This is a genomic window from Peristeroidobacter agariperforans, from assembly GCF_004138335.1.
GTDB lineage: Bacteria > Pseudomonadota > Gammaproteobacteria > Steroidobacterales > Steroidobacteraceae > Steroidobacter > Steroidobacter agariperforans.
The window spans coordinates 2,753,206-2,768,880 of the sequence record NZ_RYFW01000001.1 but is presented as its reverse complement, the minus strand read 5'-3'; the positions used below and the strand labels follow the sequence as shown (position 1 = coordinate 2,768,880).

Sequence of the window (15,675 nt, the reverse complement as noted above, 5' to 3'; positions counted from 1 at the left end):
AGCGATGGCAGCCACGTGGCCGCCATGCCTTCCATCGCAATGATGGTTCCGTTACGCAGATGGTTCCGTTACGCACGTTTGCGAGCCGCTTTGGATCGTGAGACCGGCTGCGCGACCGCGCTTTGCAGTTCTTCCGCCTCGGCTTCAGCTGCACCTTCGTCATCCGAGTCCATGGCGCTGTCGTCGTCCGCTGCTTCGACTGCCGATTCCGCCAGCAACTCAGCTTTGCGCTCGGCGAGCTGCGTGCCCATCTCGTCCAGATCGAGATCCGAGCCCTCCAGCAACGGAAACAGTTCGTCCTCTTCCTCCTGCACGTGATGCTTGACGTATTCGGCCAGCACTTTGACCGTCGCCTTGTAGGATTCGTCGCTGACATCCATGGCTTCGATCTTGGCGATCAGATCCTTGGCGGAGGCATGTTCGACTTCCGCTTCGTTCACCAGGTCGACGTCCTCTGCCTCGAGAGCGCCCTTCGCCGCCGGGTAGAGAATCTCCTCTTCGATCTGCGCGTGCACGGTGAGCTTCTGGCAGATTTCTCGGGCGAGCACCTCCTGTTCGGCGGGCTCGGCGGCGGCGAACTCATCGAACAACAATGTCACTTCCTGATGTTCGCTCTTCAGCAGTTCGATGGCGTTGGCCATCTCTGACTCATCTGTTACTTTCGATTTGACCACGGGCTGGCTCCTGGAGGACTGGCTGGCCCATAGAAAGCCGAGCGCTCAAAAGTAGTTCCTCGATGCGATTGGCGAACAGAAATAAAGCCGCGCCCCTTGAACGAAACGTGCTCGGACGCCTACAGCGAAGCGCGCCGCGCGCAGCAATGCGTCTCACACGGATCGTCTCCAGTTGGAATAACCGAGGGGTTCTCGGACCTTTCAGGATTCGATGACAGAGGAACGCTCCGGGCCACCCCGCGTTAGGAAGCGTGGACGTTCCGGACAAAGCCTTGGTCATTGGTGCCTCGACTGGAGGCCTCGAAGCGCTGCGCCCGATTGTGCGAGAACTGCCGGCACGAACCAGCGCCGCGATATTCATCGTGCTGCACGTAGGGTCACACAAGAGCGATCTGCCACGCCTGTTGTCGCATCGAAGTCAATTGCCAGCAGTCCACCCGCGCTCGGGCGAGCCAGTTGAAGCCGGCAGGATCTACGTAGCCCCGCCTGACCATCATATGATCGTGGACTCCGGGCGCATTGTTTTGACAAGAGGGCCTCGGGAGAATCGCGCCCGCCCGGCCATCGATCCTTTGTTTCGCAGTGCCGCGCGCGCCTATGGCGAATCAGCCATAGGCGTAATCCTCACAGGCGCGCTCAACGATGGCACGGCCGGCCTGTTCGAGATCAAAGCTCGTGGGGGTACGACGGTTGTTCAAGATCCGCGCGACGCTCTATGCGCAGACATGCCTCAAAGCGCACTGACCCACGTCGAGATCGATCACATCGCCCCAGCCTCGTCCCTTGGCGCGTTGCTCGCTGATTTGCTTACGCGGCAGCCAGTGACTTCACGACCCATCCCATCACCTGAGGAACAGGAGATGACTACCGAATTCAAACTCGCCCGCCCACGGGCCATGACCTGCCCGGACTGCGGTGGCGCGCTCAGTCAATCGCAGGCAGGACAGTTAACCCGATTCACGTGCCACATCGGACACGCATACACGGCTGAAGTGATGCTTGCAGCTCAGTTCGTCGTAATGGAGCAGTTCATCGAGACTGCGCTGCGTGCGCTCAATGAACGCGCGGCGCTGTGTCACTTTATGGGCCAGAAGGCGGACGATAAGCAACAATGCCGGTGGCTGGCCGCGCACGACGAGGCGTTGAGCCGGACCGCAGTGTTGAAGCAGCTGCTGGAAAGTGAGTGGCTACAGCCAAGCGCCCAGGCTTGCGAAGCGGATAGTTGACGATTGCCGGTACCTCCACTGCCCATGGAAAATGCATGAATCCTCCCAAGCCGGTGAGCAGCGAGAACACTCAGATTCTCCCCACCGAGGAGACTCTCCCAGCGCAGATGGACGGAGAAGCGCAAGAGGACTCCCGCTCCGGGCACCTCATTGCCGGCATCGGTGCGTCTGCAGGAGGCCTGGAGGCGTTCAAAGCGTTTTTCTCAGCGATGCCTCCCGATACGGGCATCGCTTTCGTGCTGGTCCAGCACCTGGATCCCGAGTACCACAGCACGCTTGCGGAGATCCTCGCCGACTTCACATCGATGCCTGTCTATCGGGCAGCGGACGGCACTGTAGCCGAGCCAAATACCGTCTCCGTCATTCCGCCCAATTCGATGTTGAGAATCTCCGGCGGTGTGCTGCGAGTCGCCAAGCTGGAAACGATGGCCGCTCGACGTTCCACAGTCGATATCTTCCTGACTTCGCTGGCGGAAGATCAGGCCGAGAACGCCATCGGCATCATTCTGTCCGGATACGGCAGTGATGGCACCGCTGGCGTTGCCGCGATCAAAGAACGCGGCGGCTTCACCATCAGCGAAGCAGAGTTCGATCACTATGCAAAGCTCGGCATGCCGCGTAGCGCGGCTGCCGGCGGATTCGTCGATCGCGTGCTGAAGGTCGAAGAGATGCCCGCGGCGCTCGTCGAGCTTGCGCGGCTGAAGGCGTCGTTGCCGGTTGCTCACCTGGCGGAAGCCAAGCCCGATGTTGGGCGCCAGCTGAATACCATCTGCGCAATCCTCCATAGCCGCCTGGGACGCGACTTCAGCGAATACAAAGTCAACACATTGGTCCGCAGAGTGCGGCGGCGCATGCAGGTCCTGCGCGTGGCAGACGTGGGTGAGTACATCGAGCTGCTCCGGGCACGCCCCGACGAACCGGAACTGCTGTTCCGGGAATTCCTGATCGGAGTGACGCGATTCTTCCGCGACCCTTCGATGTTCGAGTCGCTCACCGCGACCGTGATCAGAACGCTGGTCGCGGATCATTCCGTCAGCGGCATACCGATCCGAATCTGGGTCGCCGGATGTGCAACCGGCGAGGAGGCCTACTCGCTTGCCATATTGTTCAGCGAGGAGATGCTACGCGCCGAGTCGCGCGTGACTGCCACAATCTTTGCAACGGATATCGACGAACGCTCCATCACCTTTGCGCGCGCTGGTCTTTATACCGAGGCCATCGAATCGGATGTAACGACGGAGCGCCTGCGCAGATACTTTATTCGTGACGGTGCACGCTATTGCGTTTCGAAACAGATACGCGACATGTGCGTGTTCTCGGTGCACGACCTGGTAAAAGATCCGCCGTTCTCGAAGCTCAATTTGGTATCGTGCCGAAACCTGCTGATCTACTTCGGCACCCGCCTGCAGCGGCGCGTGATCGCGACGTTCCACTACGCGTTGCGACCGCACGGCATCCTGTGGTTCGGCCCCTCCGAGGCCGTGGTGAGCAGCGAACGTTTGTTCACGGTCATCGACAAGCGCAGCCGGCTGTTCCGCAGACTGGATGTCGCAGGTGAAGTGCAAGTGCCCGCGCTGCGTTCGCGGCCTACCTCGTCCGTAGCGGCTCGCCCGCCCGAGGTCGATGAACTGGATCGCGAGCTCGTACGGATCATGGACCCCCATACGCCTGCTCACATCCTGGTGGATGCGCACCTGGAGATTCACAAGTTTTCCGGTCCGATCGCCAGATTCCTGGAGCCGGTGAGCGGCGAGGCAAAGCTCAACATCGCCAAATTGCTCCATCGTGCACTCCGCCCATCCGCCGCAACGCTGGTGCGAAGAGCCATCGAGAGCCAGCGCGTTGCCCACGATCGTGTCAACATCGTGATCGCAGGTTCGACCCTGGCGCTCGATCTCATCGCAGAGCCAGTCGCGGTGCTCATCGGCGCAGAGCAGTACGCAGTCCTGATCTTTCGCGAGCGTGGAACTGCGGCCCCGCCCCCTGCTGCGCAGAGCGGCGATGCCAATGCGAACGAACTGGACACACAGCGCGAGCTCATTGCCGCACGCGAGAAGCTGCAGACGATCACGGAAGAGCTGGCGAATGCGAACGAAGAGCTGCAGAGCTCCAACGAGGAATTTCAGTCGGTCAACGAAGAACTGCACTCCACTGTCGAGGAACTGGAAACTTCGAAGGAAGAGCTCCAGTCGATCAACGAGGAGCTGCACACAGTCAATGCCGAACTGAGCAGCCGCGCGGAAAGCCTGCAACGCTCCAACAGCGACCTCAACAATCTTTTCGAGAGCACGTCGGTCGCGACGCTGTTTCTGGACAGCGACCTGAGGATCCGGCGATTCACGCCGACGGTCGGCGAGATTTTCAACATCCGCGACGGCGACGAGGAGCGGCTGATCACCGACTTCGCTTGCAAACTCACCGGTGAGCCCATCGTCGAGACCGCGAGCACCGTGCTGCGCACCTTGATCCCCGTCGAGCGCGAGATCGATTCCGAGGGCGCAAACCAAACCTTCCTGGTTCGCATCACACCGTACCGAGCCACGAGTACCGTGATCGATGGCGTAGTGATCACGATGGTGGACATCTCGGAGCGCAAGCGACTCGAGCGAGACCGGGCTCACCTGGCAGCCATCGTCGAGTCCTCCGAAGACGCGATCCTGAGCCAGGACCTGCAGGGAACCATTACCAGCTGGAATCGCGGCGCCCAAACCATCTTTGGCTACAGCGAAGCGGAGATGCTGGGCAAGCCGATGACCAAACTGCTGGCCAAAAATCAGATAGACGACTGGCCGAAGTATCTTCGACTTCTGCAAGAAGGCGAGTCGATCTCGGATCTGGATGTGAGCCGCACCACCAAGGACCAGAAGACGGTGCATGTCTCGCTCAAGATTTCGCCCATTCGCAATGAGCAGGGGTCGATCGTTGGAGCGTCAGCCGTCGCGCGTAACATAACTGAGCGCAAGGCAGCGGAGGAACGCCTGGGGCTGTTGATGGCTGAATTGGACCATCGAGTCAGAAACATTCTCGCCGTGGTGCGCTCGGTCGTTGGGCAAACGTTGAAGGCCCGGGACGCACCCGATGCCACTTGCCAGGATGTCGAGGGGAGGATTTCGGCGATCGCGCGTGCGCAGAGCTTGGTGACTCGCCACGGCGGGTTTGAAGGCTCGCTCAAGAGCCTCATCGAGACTGAGCTGGCTCCTTTTCGAACCGAATCCAACGTTCTGATCACTTCGGACTTGAGTAAAGAAGTATGGTTGTGTTCGGACGCGAGCTTGACGCTGGGCCTTGCCCTGCACGAGCTCGCAACCAACGCCGCGAAGTATGGCGCGCTCTCGGCGCCAGGCGGACAGCTCGAAGTGATCTGGCGCGTTGCGACCATGGAGCAGCAGACGCAGGTTGAAATCCAGTGGATCGAACGTGGTGGCCCCCCGGTCGCCGTACCCTCGCGACGCGGTTTCGGCACGGTCCTCATCGAGCGCAGCCTGGTACATCGGTTAGCTGCCGTCGTGCAGCGAAACTTCCTCGAGACGGGCATGCATTGCCTCATCAGGTTTGCCCTTGCAGCCGATCTCGGACGCGTGGCCCCAGTCAACTCACAGGCTCGAGAGATATCATGACTCGGCACAAGATCCTGGTAGTGGAAGACGAGCCCATCCTCGCCTTCGATATCGAGACTACGTTGGAAGACATGGGCCATGAGACAGTCGGGCCGGTCGGTCGGCTGTCCGAAGCGGCCGCGCTGATCGACGAGAAGCAATTTGATTGCGCCATCCTTGACGTAAATATTCTCGGCGGACACATCACGTCCCTTGCAGAATCGCTGCTCGATCGCGGCGTGCCAATCTTGCTCGCAACCGGCTACGACAACTTTGCGCTGTCGGAACGCTTGATGCAGTTGCCTCGATTACACAAGCCGTACAGCTCGGAGGAGCTGCAAACTGAAGTGCGCCGCCTGTGTGATCGAACTGAGGCCAGAGCTGCTGAATGACTTCAGGGCTCTGGCATGAAGGTCCCGCGCGACAGTCCTGCTAGCCGCTGCGTCCGGTGCGATTGGCCAGGCGAACGATGGCCTCGGATATCGTGCGCAGTTGCGTTTGCAGATCCTGCAACGTATCAGCAATCCTTTCGAGCGCGATGGTCCGTCTCTCTTGCTGGGCAACTTCTAGCGAATGATCGGCCCCATTTTCGGGTTGGACGTTGCTATCCATCGTGCGCCTCCAGCCAGAGTTTTCCGATCAACAATAGCGGTATCACTACGGTCCAAGTGTCGGGCGTCTGATTGCGCCATGGGACTGGCTGCAGAGTCTAGTTGCAGCAGTTCAGCCGCGGCAGCCCAGCTCGCTCCCGCTCGACCGTTAAAGCAAGGGACTCGTGGCGAGCCCCTCCGAGTGCCGGGTCAACTGCTCCGATCAGTGCTTCGCATGCGCCTGTCGCTTGAGGTCGCGTGCCTGGTCGTGACCCGTCTTCACCGAAGCATAAGCTTGCACGACCGCATCGCGCACGGCGGCAGACAGTTCTTCATCTTTCAAAGCTGTCTCGTATTTCGCCTTGATGAAGTCCTCGCCCCGCTCGACTTCATCGATCACGGATTCGTCGCTGCCGGTGACCGAATCGCGCAGCTTGAGAAACATGCGATGGCCTGCCGCGAGGATGGACCCGTCGTCTTCGGGCGTTCCGCCGAGGCGGCGCACCTGCCCTTGCAGTTGGGTCACCACTTGGCGTCGGTCTTCGGCCCAGCGAACGAATACGTCCTTGTAACCAGATTGCTTGGCCTTGGCCGCGGCTTGGCTGTAGCCATCGGCGCTGTCCAGCGTAGTTTCGATCAGGGTGTTGAGTACGTCGATATCATGCTCTGCAGGGGGCATCTCGAATCCTCCAGACGGGGTTGTTCAATTCAGTACGGTGCGTTCGAGTCGAAACGCGGGCCATCTAAACGCCTGGGTGTTCTAATAGTTCGTGAGCTGTTCGTGCGGTTTGTCCGACACGATGCGCCCTCATCAGCCCGGTAGCGTCGTGTCAGGTTTTCGCGGGACCGATCCGCTGGAAATGGGCGCCATTCCGTTAGCACTGGCAGGCTGGTTCGCCTTCAACAGCATTTCCGCGACTCCGATCCAGAGACACTTGGAAAGTTTGGACAGAAAATCAAACTAAGATACTGCCGTAACGTATAGAGCCCCCAGATGGAAAACACATCCGCGCTTCTGATCCGAGCGATGGCCTTCGCGGCACACAAGCACCGCAACCAGCGGCGCAAGGACGCGGACGCCTCCCCCTACATCAATCATCCGATCGCGCTGGCCAACGTCCTGGCGAACGAAGCCGGCATTGCTGACCCCGTCGTCCTGGTGGCTGCGCTGCTGCACGACACGATCGAGGACACGGACACGACGCACGCCGAGCTTGAGGCTCAATTCGGACCAGCAATCGCCGCGGTTGTGGCCGAAGTCACCGATGACAAGTCCCTGCCGAAAGACGAGCGCAAGCGCCTTCAGATCGAGCACGCGGCACACATCAGCCCGGCCGCCAAGCTGGTCAAGCTGGCGGATAAGATCTGCAACCTGCGGGATGTTGCCAGCTCGCCGCCGGCCGACTGGTCAGTTGACAGGAAGCGAGAATATTTCGACTGGGCACGCTCTGTAATCGACCAGATGCGCGGGGCGCACCCCGCCCTTGAGCAACTATTCGATGTCGCGTTTAGGGAGCGGACGTAGGCCGAAACGCCCAGAATTGGCACTACCGAAACGACCGCGGCCTGAGAGTAGCGCGGGGCTTGGATGGGGCGTTGACTCAGTTCCGCGCTGATCTGTCCTCCAGCAGATCGAGGAGCCGAACGACAAAGCGCTGATCAGTTCGCCGCCGCGCTTGCAGTCGCTTCGCGTGTCGCACTGCCTTCGGTGACAGCCGTCCTTTGCGAGATGCTGGCGCCAGGCCAATCAGATCCGCGACCGGAACATTGAACGCTTTCGCGATCTTGGCCACGATAAGCAGGCTGATGCGGCGCTCGCCCCATTCGTACGCGAACAAACATTGCTGTGAAGCGCCTATCACACGTGCCAGCTCTGCGACTCCATGCGGATGGATGCGCTCATGACACATCCCCCGGAGGCCGGTCGAGCATCACGATCGCGCCGTCCACAATCAGCAGCTCCGCCACGGCATCGGCGAGATCGATCCGTCATCTGACCCAGTGACGACCGTGATGCATTCGGCGACCGCACGGACCTTCTGCAGCTGTCGGAGGACTGCTTGCTGTCGAAGTTGGCGAGACCCATGGCGCCCTCCGCATGCAACTAGATACGCTCGTCTAGATACGCTCGTCGACGTTGAGGCGTTGTTTCAGGGAGGGCGTGACCGGCTTATCGGCCGGCGTGGGGAACGAGCTGCACTTGCCTTAGCCATGGCTTGCACCTCGAATGCAGGTTTTGGTTAGAGCCGGCTCGGTGCTCATCACCGGGTGGGCTCGCCTCTTTGCTTCTGAGATGCTTTGTCTGGGCTTCCGTACGGTTTCCGTACAGAGTGACAAACCTGGAAAAAGAGTGGCGGAGAGGGAGGGATTCGAACCCTCGTAGGGACGTAATGCCCTCAACCGATTTCGAATCGGTGCCGTTGTGACCGCTTCGGTACCTCTCCGTGCGGGGCCGCGCATTCTATAGGAGTGATCCCCGGCTAGAAAAGGGTTTTTCGCTACAGGGCGGCGGCAAAGAATCCATTCCCCGAGTGCCAGGCGAATATTCGAGCCGTGCGCGTCGGTACACTCCCAGTTCGGTCCGCGGTCCTGCCCGAGACCGCCAACTCCCTGACCTGTCGCGAGTTTTACGTCGGGGATGAACGTACAGCGCCGGTTAAGGTCCAAGCAGTGACGCTTTACAGCCTCCCCGGCCCGCACCACACTGCCTGCTGTGAAAATCCCCTCCTTCTCGATGTTCAAGGCTCTGCTGTGCGCCACCGTGGCGTCCCTGGTCATGGTCGGGGGCGTGAGCCATGCCGATCCGGAGGATTTGCCCGACATCGGCAGCCCGGCGCAGGCCATGCTGACGCTGGAGGAGGAATACCAGATCGGCCGCATGATCGTGCGGGGTCTGCGGGACCAGGATCAGATCCTCGAGGACCCGGAAGTCACCGAGTACATCCGTTCGCTCGGCTTCAAGCTGTCCAGCCAGGCTCACGACGGCGCGCAGCGCTTCAACTTCTTCATGGTTCGGGACAACGCCATCAACGCCTTCGCCTTGCCGGGCGGGTTCATTGGCGTGAATACCGGATTACTGCTGAAGACCGAGGACGAGAGCGAGCTGGCCGGCGTGCTGGCCCACGAAATTGCGCACGTTACTCAACGGCACATTGCTCGCAGCATCGCCGCGCAGAGCCGGTCGAGCCTCGTGTCCACCGCGGCCATGCTGGCGGCAATTCTGGTCGGCGCCGCAGCGGGCGGTGGGGATGCCGCGATGGCGGGCGTGGCCGCAGCGCAGAGCCTGGCCATCCAACAGCAGATCAGTTTCACCCGCTCGAACGAGACCGAAGCCGACCGCGTCGGCCTGGGATTTCTGGCGCGCTCGGGCTTCGACCCGAATGGCATGCCCAGATTTTTCGAGACCATGAGCCGTCTCGGCGGCAGCAGCGAGCTGAACATTCCGGAAATGCTACGCACGCACCCGGTGAGCCACACTCGAATCGCCGAAACAAAGGAACGCGCTGCGCAGCTCGACGTGGCTCCGGCCCCGCAGAGCGTGAGCTATGCGCTGACTCGCGAACGCCTGCGCGTGCTCTCGACGCCTGCGGGCGAAGATCCGCGTGCGTATTACGCCGCCACCATCAACAACGAGCCCGACGCGACGCCGGCACAGGTTTATGGCCAAGGGCTGGCATTGATGATGGCCGGTCAACCGGCCAAGGCCGTGCCGATCTTCGAGCGGCTGCGCTCGGCCGATCCGACCATGCTTCAGTACCACACGGCGCTGGGTCAGGCGCAGCTGCAGGCCAAAGATGGCAAGGCGTCGATTCAAACATTGAAGCGCGCCACGGAGCTGTTCCCGCGCAACGTGGCCGTTACGATTCGCTACGCCGAAACGTTGATGCAAACGGGCGACTCCAAGAAGGCCCACGAAATCCTGCTGGATCTGTTCAACACCGTACCGCCGACACCGGAACAGGCGAAGCTCACGGCGCAGGCGGCGAATGCTGCAGGCGACGTGGCCGATTCGTACTACTACATGTCGGAGTACCACATCATGAGCGGCGATCTGTTGCTGGCCGTCAATCAGCTGCAGCTCGCCCTGGCCGTGCCGAAGATCTCCGAAGTACAGCGCGCGCGCTTCGAAGCCCGTCTCGACGAGATTCAGCAAGCATTGCCCAAGCGGGCCGCCCGCCGGCCCATCGAAGCCAGCAACGGCGACGGCCGTCGACGCGCAAATTGATACAATCCCCGCACCCACCGGGTGTGTTCTGGTATAGCCACTGGCCGAGCGAAGCCCGTTCGCGATTGATTTTGCCGGCTCGCGGCGTCCACCTGATTTTGTTTGTTTGAAGGATTCACGACGCATGTCCACGTTACTGCGCGCTGCGCCCCTGTTGCTTACCCTCGCTGTCGCCGGCTGCGCCAGCGCTCCAGGTCGCACTACCAACAAGGAGAGCTTCGAAGGATTCAATCGCGGTGTGTATAAGTTCAACGACACCGTCGACAAGGCGGCGTTGAAGCCGGCCGCCAAGGGTTACCGCAAGGTCACCCCGCAATTCGTTCGCACCGGCATCGGCAATGTGCTGAGCAATCTCGAGTACCCCGGCACCTTCATCAATCAGTTCCTGCAGGGCAAAGTCCTGCTGGGCCTGAAGGACACCGGTCGCTTCCTGCTCAACAGCACACTCGGCGTCGCCGGCATCTTCGACGTGGCCACGCCGCTCGGGTTGGAAAAGAACGATGAGGATTTCGGCCAGACCCTGGCCGTGTGGGGCGTGCCCTCCGGCGCTTACGTGAACCTGCCGCTGTTCGGCCCCTCCTCCGTGCGCGACGCTCCTTCGCGAGTAGTCGACTGGTTCACCACGCCGCTGCAATACACCGACCTGCCTTGGGAAGCGGACTGGGCCCAGCGCATCATCAGCCCGATCCACACCCGCTCGGAGCTGCTGCCTCTGGACGACACCCTACAGCGCACTTACGACCCATACGTCTTCATCCGCGACGCCTGGGTCCAGCAACGCGAATTCAACATCTTCGACGGCAACCCGCCCCCGGAAACGCTGGAAGATGTGATGGGCGAGGAGCCCGAAGAAGGCGCGACGGAAGAAGCGCCTGAAGCTCCGCCGCAGTAAGGAGCGATTGCTGCTCTACTCACGAAAATCCCGGCCTTGGCCGGGATTTTCATTTGGAGGATTCAGGCAACGCGGCTGCGCTCTCGCTCAGCAAACCACGGCGTGATTCGAGCAATCGCATCTTCGACTTCCGCCGTCGAGACGGCGAAGCTGAAGCGCATGTAGTGGTGGCCTTCGACGGGGTCGAAGTCGACGCCGGGGGCGGTGGCGACGCCGGTGTCGCGGAGCAGCGATTGGCAGAAGGAGACGCTGTCGTCGGTGAGGTGAGCGATGTTCGCGTAGATATAGAACGCGCCATCGGGCGGGGCGATGTTGTTCAAGCCGAGTTTGGGCAGCGCCTGCAGCAGCAGCTGGCGATTGCGGGCATAGGTCGCGAGATAACCTTCCAGCTCGTCGCGACAATCCATCGCCACGAGCGCAGCGTGCTGGCTCAGCGACGGAGCCGTTAGAAACAAATTGCTCATGAACGCGCGGGCGCGAGGCAGATGTTCCATGGGAACGAGCAACCAGCCCAGGCGCCAGCCGACCATGCTGAAATATTTCGAGAAGCTGTTGACGATGCGCGCGTTCGGCTCGAACTCCAGCATGGAGCGCGCCGGGCCGACGTAGCTCAGGCCGTGATAGATCTCGTCCGAAATGATCGTGATATTGCGCTCACGACAGACGCGCGCGATCGCGTCCAGTTCGGCAGGAACAATGATGGTGCCGGTGGGATTCGCAGGGCTCGCGACGATCACACCTTGGGGCGCGGGATCGAGTGCAGCCAGAGCGGACGCGGTCAGCTGAAATCGCGACTCAGGCCCGCAAGGAATCTCCACCGGTGTGAGGTGCAACGCGCGCAGCGTGTTGCGATAGGCGACATAGCCCGGACGAGCCAGCGCAATCCGGTCGCCGGCACAAAACGTCGCGGTCAACGCCAGCGTCAGCGCCGGCGAAGCGCCGCACATCAGTATGAATTGTTCGGGCTCGACCGTGACGCCGTAGCTGTCGAAATAGTGCCTCGCGAGCCGCGCCTTCAGAGCGGTGCTCTCCCAATAACCGCCGGGATCGATATCCAGCACTTCATGGGCCCGCTTGATTGCCGCCCGAGGCGCGCCGGTCGACGGTTGCCCGAACTCCATGTGAATGACCGAGCGGCCCTGCGCCTGCAACTGGTGAGCGAGGCGACTGATCGTGAGGGCTTGAAACGTGTCGACTTGGGAGAGCATGCGGGGCACCGGCCTGCTGGCGGAGCCCACATTATGAACCGATCAGGCGGGCTTGGAGCCGTTGCCGTTCAGCAGATTGTCGACTTCGCTGATGCGAGCCAGCGCCGCGATCTGCGGCGGTACATTTTTTAAGTGGATGGTTTGCCGACGGTGTTTCGCCAGCCGCAGCCATTCGATCAGCAATGCCAGGCCGGCGCTGTCGCCTTCGGGCACATTCGCCAGATCGATGTCGAGCGATGAACCCGCATCCTTGAAGGCCGCCTCGCTGCGCTTGAGCAGGTCAGTCGCGGTATCGGCGTCGAGCGCGCCGTAAACCTTGAAGCGCCCGTTGCCGAGCGCTTCAAGTTTGGCGGGACCCGGGGTCGCTGCCGGTTTCGCGTTCATCAGGCCGGATTCGCTTTCTCGGTCGGCTTCTTGACCGTGCCGCTCGCGACCTGCTGCTCCAGACGCTGGATCACCGCCTCGAGGCCCTTCTGGTCGATCTCGGCGCCGAAGTCGGTGCGGAACGACTTCACATACGACACGCCTTCGATCTGCACGTCGTACGCCTTCCAGCCGTTGTCAGTCTGACGCAGCGAGTAGTTCACCGGCACTCGGCTGCCGTTGTCGCGACGAATTTCCGTGCGCACCGTCGCAACCTTGTCGGCCGGGTTGCCCTGGAACGGCAGGATCTTCAGTCGATCCGGCGTGAACTCCAGCAGCGCCTCGCCGTAGTTCTGCAGCAGCGACTGATAGAACGCCTCGACGAAGCGCTTGCGCTGTTCCGGCGTCGCCGTGCGCCAGTGTTTCGCCAGCACCAGCTGCGCCGAGTACGCGGTATCGAAGTACGGCAGCATGTTCTTGTCGACCAGCTCCCGGACCTTGCCCTTGTTCTTGGCGTATTCCGCGCGATTCGCGTCCAGGTCCTTCAGCGTGTCGTTCGCGACCTTGGAGACCAGCTCCTGCGGCCCGAGCTTGGCGGCGTCCTGCGCCTGTGCGGAGCCTGCGAACAGGCCCAGCGCGGCGACCAGCGACAAACCTGCCGCGAGAATGTTTCTACGACTCTGCTTCACGAAGATACTCATTGCTTCGCTTCCTCCGTCTTGTTCTGTCCGCCCTCGGCGCCCTGCTGGGCGTCGTCCGAGTTGTCGCGCTTCATGAAGCTGGCGACCAGCTGATTGATCAGGTTCTCCAGCACCAGCGCGTCCTGCACCAGCGTGATGCGGTCGCCGCTCTTCAGGAACTCCTCGGAGCCGCCGGCCGTGATGCCCACGTACTGGCCGCCGAGCAGGCCCGAAGTCATGATGGCCGCATCGCTGTCATTCGGTATGCGGTTGTAATTGGAGGCAATCCGCATCTTCACAACGGCTTTGTAAACATTCTGGTCGAAGCTGATGGAATCGACCCGGCCCACCGTGACGCCGGCCATCGAGACGGCGGCGCCCGGCTTCAGGCTGCCGATGTTCTCGAACTGGGCGGTTACGTCATAACTCGCGCCATCGACCGAGAGTTCACGGTTGGTAATCTGGGTAACCATGAAGAACAGTGCCGCAAAGCCCAGCAGCACGAACAGTCCGGTCGAGATCTCTACAGTGCGTGTCGAACGCATAATCGCTCCGCAGATCACAGCATTACAGCTGTGATCATGTAATCCAACATCAGGGTCAGCACCGCCGAAATCACCACGGTGCGCGTAGTAGCGCGGCCCACGCCTTCTGCGGTGGGAATCGCGTTGTAGCCTTCGTACACCGCAATCAGGTTGCACGCGAAACCGAACACGCAACCCTTGATCACACCTTCGGCGATATCGTTCAACTCCACACTGGCGCGCATTTGCGACCAGAACGAGGCCGAATCCACGCCGAAGTTCTGCACACCGACCAGTTGCACACCGAAAATGCCGATGGCGATGAAGACAACCGTCAGCAGCGGCATCGCAATGACGCCACCGACGAAGCGCGGCGCGACCACACGGCGCATCGGGTCGACCGCCATCATTTCTATCGCGGTCAGCTGATCGGTCGCGCGCATCAGGCCGAGTTCGGAAGCGAGCGCCGTGCCCGCGCGACCGGCGTACAACAAGGCGGTAACGACCGGGCCCAACTCCTTCACCAAGCCAAGTGCGCCCACGGTCCCAAGCGCATCTTCGGACCCAAACCGCAGCAGAGTGTCGTAGCCCAGCAAGCCGAGCACGGCGCCAACGAACAACGCGCAGGTCATGATGATGACGAGCGACAAAGCGCCGGTATTATGGACTTGCGCGACGATCAGGGACGGACGCAGCAGCGCCGCCGGAATCTGCCGGAGCAGCCGGCCCAGGAACAAGGTGACGCCGCCGACCGTCGCGGCAAAGTCGCCCGCGTTGTCCGCCAGCTCTCGCACGATTTTCATTCTGAGTCCGCCAGCAGCTGCTGCTGATAGTCAGCCGCCGGATAATGAAACGGCACCGGCCCGTCGGGCAGGCCGTTGAGGAATTGGTTGACGATTTCGGACTGGTGACCTTTCAACTCGTTCAACTTGCCTGCCGCAGCTACCTTGCCGCCGGCGATGATATAGCTGGTGTCGGAGAGGTCCGAAAGCTCGTGCACGTCGTGCGACACGACGATGCTGGTAATGCCGAGCGCGGCATTCATGTGACGCACGAGACGCACGATCATGCCCATGGAAATCGGATCCAGACCGGTGAACGGCTCGTCGTAGATCAACACTTCGGGATCGGTCGCCATGGTGCGGGCGAGCGCAACGCGCCGATTCATGCCGCCCGACAGCTCCGCCGGCATCAACTGCGCAGCGCCTCGCAAGCCGACGGCCTGCAACTTGGTGAGCACGATGTTTCTAATCAAGCATTCCGGCAGATCGGTGTGCTCGCGCAGCGGGAACGCAACGTTCTCGAACACGCTCATGTCCGTCAGCAAGGCGCCGTTTTGAAACAGCATACCCATGCGCCGGCGCAGCGCGTACAGCTCACGCGTCTTGAGCGCCGAGACATCGATGCCGTCGAACAGGATCTGGCCGCGCGTCGGCTTGATCTGGCCGGTCATCAGGCGCAGCAGTGTGGTTTTGCCCGTGCCGCTCGGTCCCATGAGCGCGGTAATTCGGCCGCGCGGAATCGACAGATTCAGGCCGGAAAAGATGCTCCGGCCGCCGACCGAATAGTGCACATCGCGAATCTCGATGAGCGATTCGGAAGCGGCGGCGGATTGGGCGGAAGACGCATCGGTGCTAACAGCAGAGACCATTCACGACCCCGGTATGAACACGCGATGCATTGTCTCCGCCCATACT

At 61.4% G+C, this 15,675-nt stretch carries 16 protein-coding genes and 1 tRNA gene; 6 read left to right on the top strand and 11 right to left on the bottom strand.

The window, feature by feature from the left end:
• Nucleotides 1-68: 68 nt before the first annotated feature.
• On the bottom strand, nucleotides 69-674 hold the full coding sequence (locus tag EK373_RS12090; RefSeq protein ID WP_198683235.1) for a hemerythrin domain-containing protein: 606 nt from the start codon (nucleotides 672-674) through the stop codon (nucleotides 69-71).
• 251 nt (nucleotides 675-925) lie between these two features.
• Between EK373_RS12090 and EK373_RS12085 the strand changes: the two genes are divergently transcribed.
• From EK373_RS12085 to EK373_RS12075, 3 genes are read left to right on the top strand one after another with little or no spacing between them, the layout of a single operon-like run.
• Nucleotides 926-1,900: a chemotaxis protein CheB gene (locus EK373_RS12085; protein ID WP_129642892.1), complete on the top strand. Its 975-nt coding sequence runs from the start codon at nucleotides 926-928 to the stop codon at nucleotides 1,898-1,900.
• A 35-nt stretch (nucleotides 1,901-1,935) separates the two neighbouring features.
• The gene (locus EK373_RS12080) at nucleotides 1,936-5,517 is read left to right on the top strand and encodes a CheR family methyltransferase (RefSeq protein ID WP_129642891.1); all 3,582 of its coding nucleotides are present in this window, start codon (nucleotides 1,936-1,938) and stop codon (nucleotides 5,515-5,517) included.
• Nucleotides 5,514-5,888, top strand: coding sequence for a response regulator (locus EK373_RS12075; protein ID WP_129642890.1), 375 nt, complete (start codon nucleotides 5,514-5,516; stop codon nucleotides 5,886-5,888). Before EK373_RS12080 ends, EK373_RS12075 begins: the two co-directional genes overlap by 4 nt.
• A 40-nt stretch (nucleotides 5,889-5,928) precedes the next feature.
• Here the strand turns inward: EK373_RS12075 and EK373_RS12070 are convergent, their stop codons facing one another.
• The gene (locus EK373_RS12070) at nucleotides 5,929-6,108 is read right to left on the bottom strand and encodes a hypothetical protein (RefSeq protein WP_129642889.1); all 180 of its coding nucleotides are present in this window, start codon (nucleotides 6,106-6,108) and stop codon (nucleotides 5,929-5,931) included.
• A 201-nt stretch (nucleotides 6,109-6,309) separates the two neighbouring features.
• Entirely contained in the window at nucleotides 6,310-6,765 is a 456-nt protein-coding gene (locus tag EK373_RS12065) for a PA2169 family four-helix-bundle protein (protein ID WP_129642888.1), read from the bottom strand.
• 315 nt (nucleotides 6,766-7,080) lie between these two features.
• Between EK373_RS12065 and EK373_RS12060 the strand changes: the two genes are divergently transcribed.
• A complete protein-coding gene (locus EK373_RS12060) occupies nucleotides 7,081-7,611 on the top strand; it encodes an HD domain-containing protein (protein WP_129642887.1) in 531 nt (176 codons plus the stop codon).
• Between the two features lie 76 nt (nucleotides 7,612-7,687).
• On the opposite strand, the gene EK373_RS34235 is transcribed toward EK373_RS12060, so the two are convergent.
• A complete protein-coding gene (locus tag EK373_RS34235) occupies nucleotides 7,688-7,996 on the bottom strand; it encodes a helix-turn-helix transcriptional regulator (RefSeq protein WP_129642886.1) in 309 nt (102 codons plus the stop codon).
• A gap of 441 nt (nucleotides 7,997-8,437) precedes the next feature.
• Nucleotides 8,438-8,530: transfer RNA gene (locus EK373_RS12050), tRNA-Ser, on the bottom strand.
• Between the two features lie 269 nt (nucleotides 8,531-8,799).
• On the opposite strand from EK373_RS12050, the gene EK373_RS12045 reads away from it, so the two are divergent.
• Both EK373_RS12045 and EK373_RS12040 read left to right on the top strand, forming a co-directional pair.
• On the top strand, nucleotides 8,800-10,311 hold the full coding sequence (locus EK373_RS12045) for a M48 family metalloprotease (protein WP_129642885.1): 1,512 nt from the start codon (nucleotides 8,800-8,802) through the stop codon (nucleotides 10,309-10,311).
• Nucleotides 10,312-10,435: 124 nt separating this feature from the next.
• The gene (locus EK373_RS12040) at nucleotides 10,436-11,203 is read left to right on the top strand and encodes an MlaA family lipoprotein (protein WP_129642884.1); all 768 of its coding nucleotides are present in this window, start codon (nucleotides 10,436-10,438) and stop codon (nucleotides 11,201-11,203) included.
• A gap of 62 nt (nucleotides 11,204-11,265) precedes the next feature.
• Here EK373_RS12040 and EK373_RS12035 read toward each other — a convergent pair whose 3' ends face one another.
• The 6 genes from EK373_RS12035 to EK373_RS12010 are packed head-to-tail and all read right to left on the bottom strand — an operon-like array spanning nucleotide 11,266 to nucleotide 15,629.
• Nucleotides 11,266-12,411: a pyridoxal phosphate-dependent aminotransferase gene (locus EK373_RS12035; protein ID WP_129642883.1), complete on the bottom strand. Its 1,146-nt coding sequence runs from the start codon at nucleotides 12,409-12,411 to the stop codon at nucleotides 11,266-11,268.
• A 42-nt stretch (nucleotides 12,412-12,453) separates the two neighbouring features.
• The gene (locus tag EK373_RS12030) at nucleotides 12,454-12,795 is read right to left on the bottom strand and encodes an STAS domain-containing protein (protein WP_129642882.1); all 342 of its coding nucleotides are present in this window, start codon (nucleotides 12,793-12,795) and stop codon (nucleotides 12,454-12,456) included.
• The gene (locus EK373_RS12025; RefSeq protein ID WP_129642881.1) at nucleotides 12,795-13,475 is read right to left on the bottom strand and encodes an MlaC/ttg2D family ABC transporter substrate-binding protein; all 681 of its coding nucleotides are present in this window, start codon (nucleotides 13,473-13,475) and stop codon (nucleotides 12,795-12,797) included. Before EK373_RS12025 ends, EK373_RS12030 begins: the two co-directional genes overlap by 1 nt.
• Nucleotides 13,472-13,999, bottom strand: coding sequence for an outer membrane lipid asymmetry maintenance protein MlaD (gene mlaD / locus EK373_RS12020; protein WP_129642880.1), 528 nt, complete (start codon nucleotides 13,997-13,999; stop codon nucleotides 13,472-13,474). The genes EK373_RS12025 and mlaD overlap by 4 nt, the downstream gene beginning before the upstream one ends.
• Before the next feature lie 14 nt (nucleotides 14,000-14,013).
• The gene (mlaE, locus tag EK373_RS12015; protein ID WP_129642879.1) at nucleotides 14,014-14,781 is read right to left on the bottom strand and encodes a lipid asymmetry maintenance ABC transporter permease subunit MlaE; all 768 of its coding nucleotides are present in this window, start codon (nucleotides 14,779-14,781) and stop codon (nucleotides 14,014-14,016) included.
• A complete protein-coding gene (locus tag EK373_RS12010) occupies nucleotides 14,778-15,629 on the bottom strand; it encodes an ABC transporter ATP-binding protein (protein ID WP_129642878.1) in 852 nt (283 codons plus the stop codon). Before EK373_RS12010 ends, mlaE begins: the two co-directional genes overlap by 4 nt.
• Nucleotides 15,630-15,675 lie beyond the last annotated feature (46 nt).

What these genes read in the sequence shown, in the direction of transcription:
- EK373_RS12075 (WP_129642890.1), top strand. Translation starts at nt 5,514, where the DNA reads ATGACTCGGCACAAGATCCTGGTAGTGGAAGACGAGCCCATCCTCGCC.
- EK373_RS12065 (WP_129642888.1), bottom strand. Translation starts at nt 6,765, where the DNA reads ATGCCCCCTGCAGAGCATGATATCGACGTACTCAACACCCTGATCGAA.
- EK373_RS12025 (WP_129642881.1), bottom strand. Translation starts at nt 13,475, where the DNA reads ATGAGTATCTTCGTGAAGCAGAGTCGTAGAAACATTCTCGCGGCAGGT.
- EK373_RS12030 (WP_129642882.1), bottom strand. Translation starts at nt 12,795, where the DNA reads ATGAACGCGAAACCGGCAGCGACCCCGGGTCCCGCCAAACTTGAAGCG.
- mlaD (WP_129642880.1), bottom strand. Translation starts at nt 13,999, where the DNA reads ATGCGTTCGACACGCACTGTAGAGATCTCGACCGGACTGTTCGTGCTG.
- EK373_RS12040 (WP_129642884.1), top strand. Translation starts at nt 10,436, where the DNA reads ATGTCCACGTTACTGCGCGCTGCGCCCCTGTTGCTTACCCTCGCTGTC.
- EK373_RS34235 (WP_129642886.1), bottom strand. Translation starts at nt 7,996, where the DNA reads ATGTGTCATGAGCGCATCCATCCGCATGGAGTCGCAGAGCTGGCACGT.
- EK373_RS12060 (WP_129642887.1), top strand. Translation starts at nt 7,081, where the DNA reads ATGGAAAACACATCCGCGCTTCTGATCCGAGCGATGGCCTTCGCGGCA.
- mlaE (WP_129642879.1), bottom strand. Translation starts at nt 14,781, where the DNA reads ATGAAAATCGTGCGAGAGCTGGCGGACAACGCGGGCGACTTTGCCGCG.
- EK373_RS12035 (WP_129642883.1), bottom strand. Translation starts at nt 12,411, where the DNA reads ATGCTCTCCCAAGTCGACACGTTTCAAGCCCTCACGATCAGTCGCCTC.
- EK373_RS12010 (WP_129642878.1), bottom strand. Translation starts at nt 15,629, where the DNA reads ATGGTCTCTGCTGTTAGCACCGATGCGTCTTCCGCCCAATCCGCCGCC.
- EK373_RS12080 (WP_129642891.1), top strand. Translation starts at nt 1,936, where the DNA reads ATGAATCCTCCCAAGCCGGTGAGCAGCGAGAACACTCAGATTCTCCCC.
- EK373_RS12070 (WP_129642889.1), bottom strand. Translation starts at nt 6,108, where the DNA reads ATGGATAGCAACGTCCAACCCGAAAATGGGGCCGATCATTCGCTAGAA.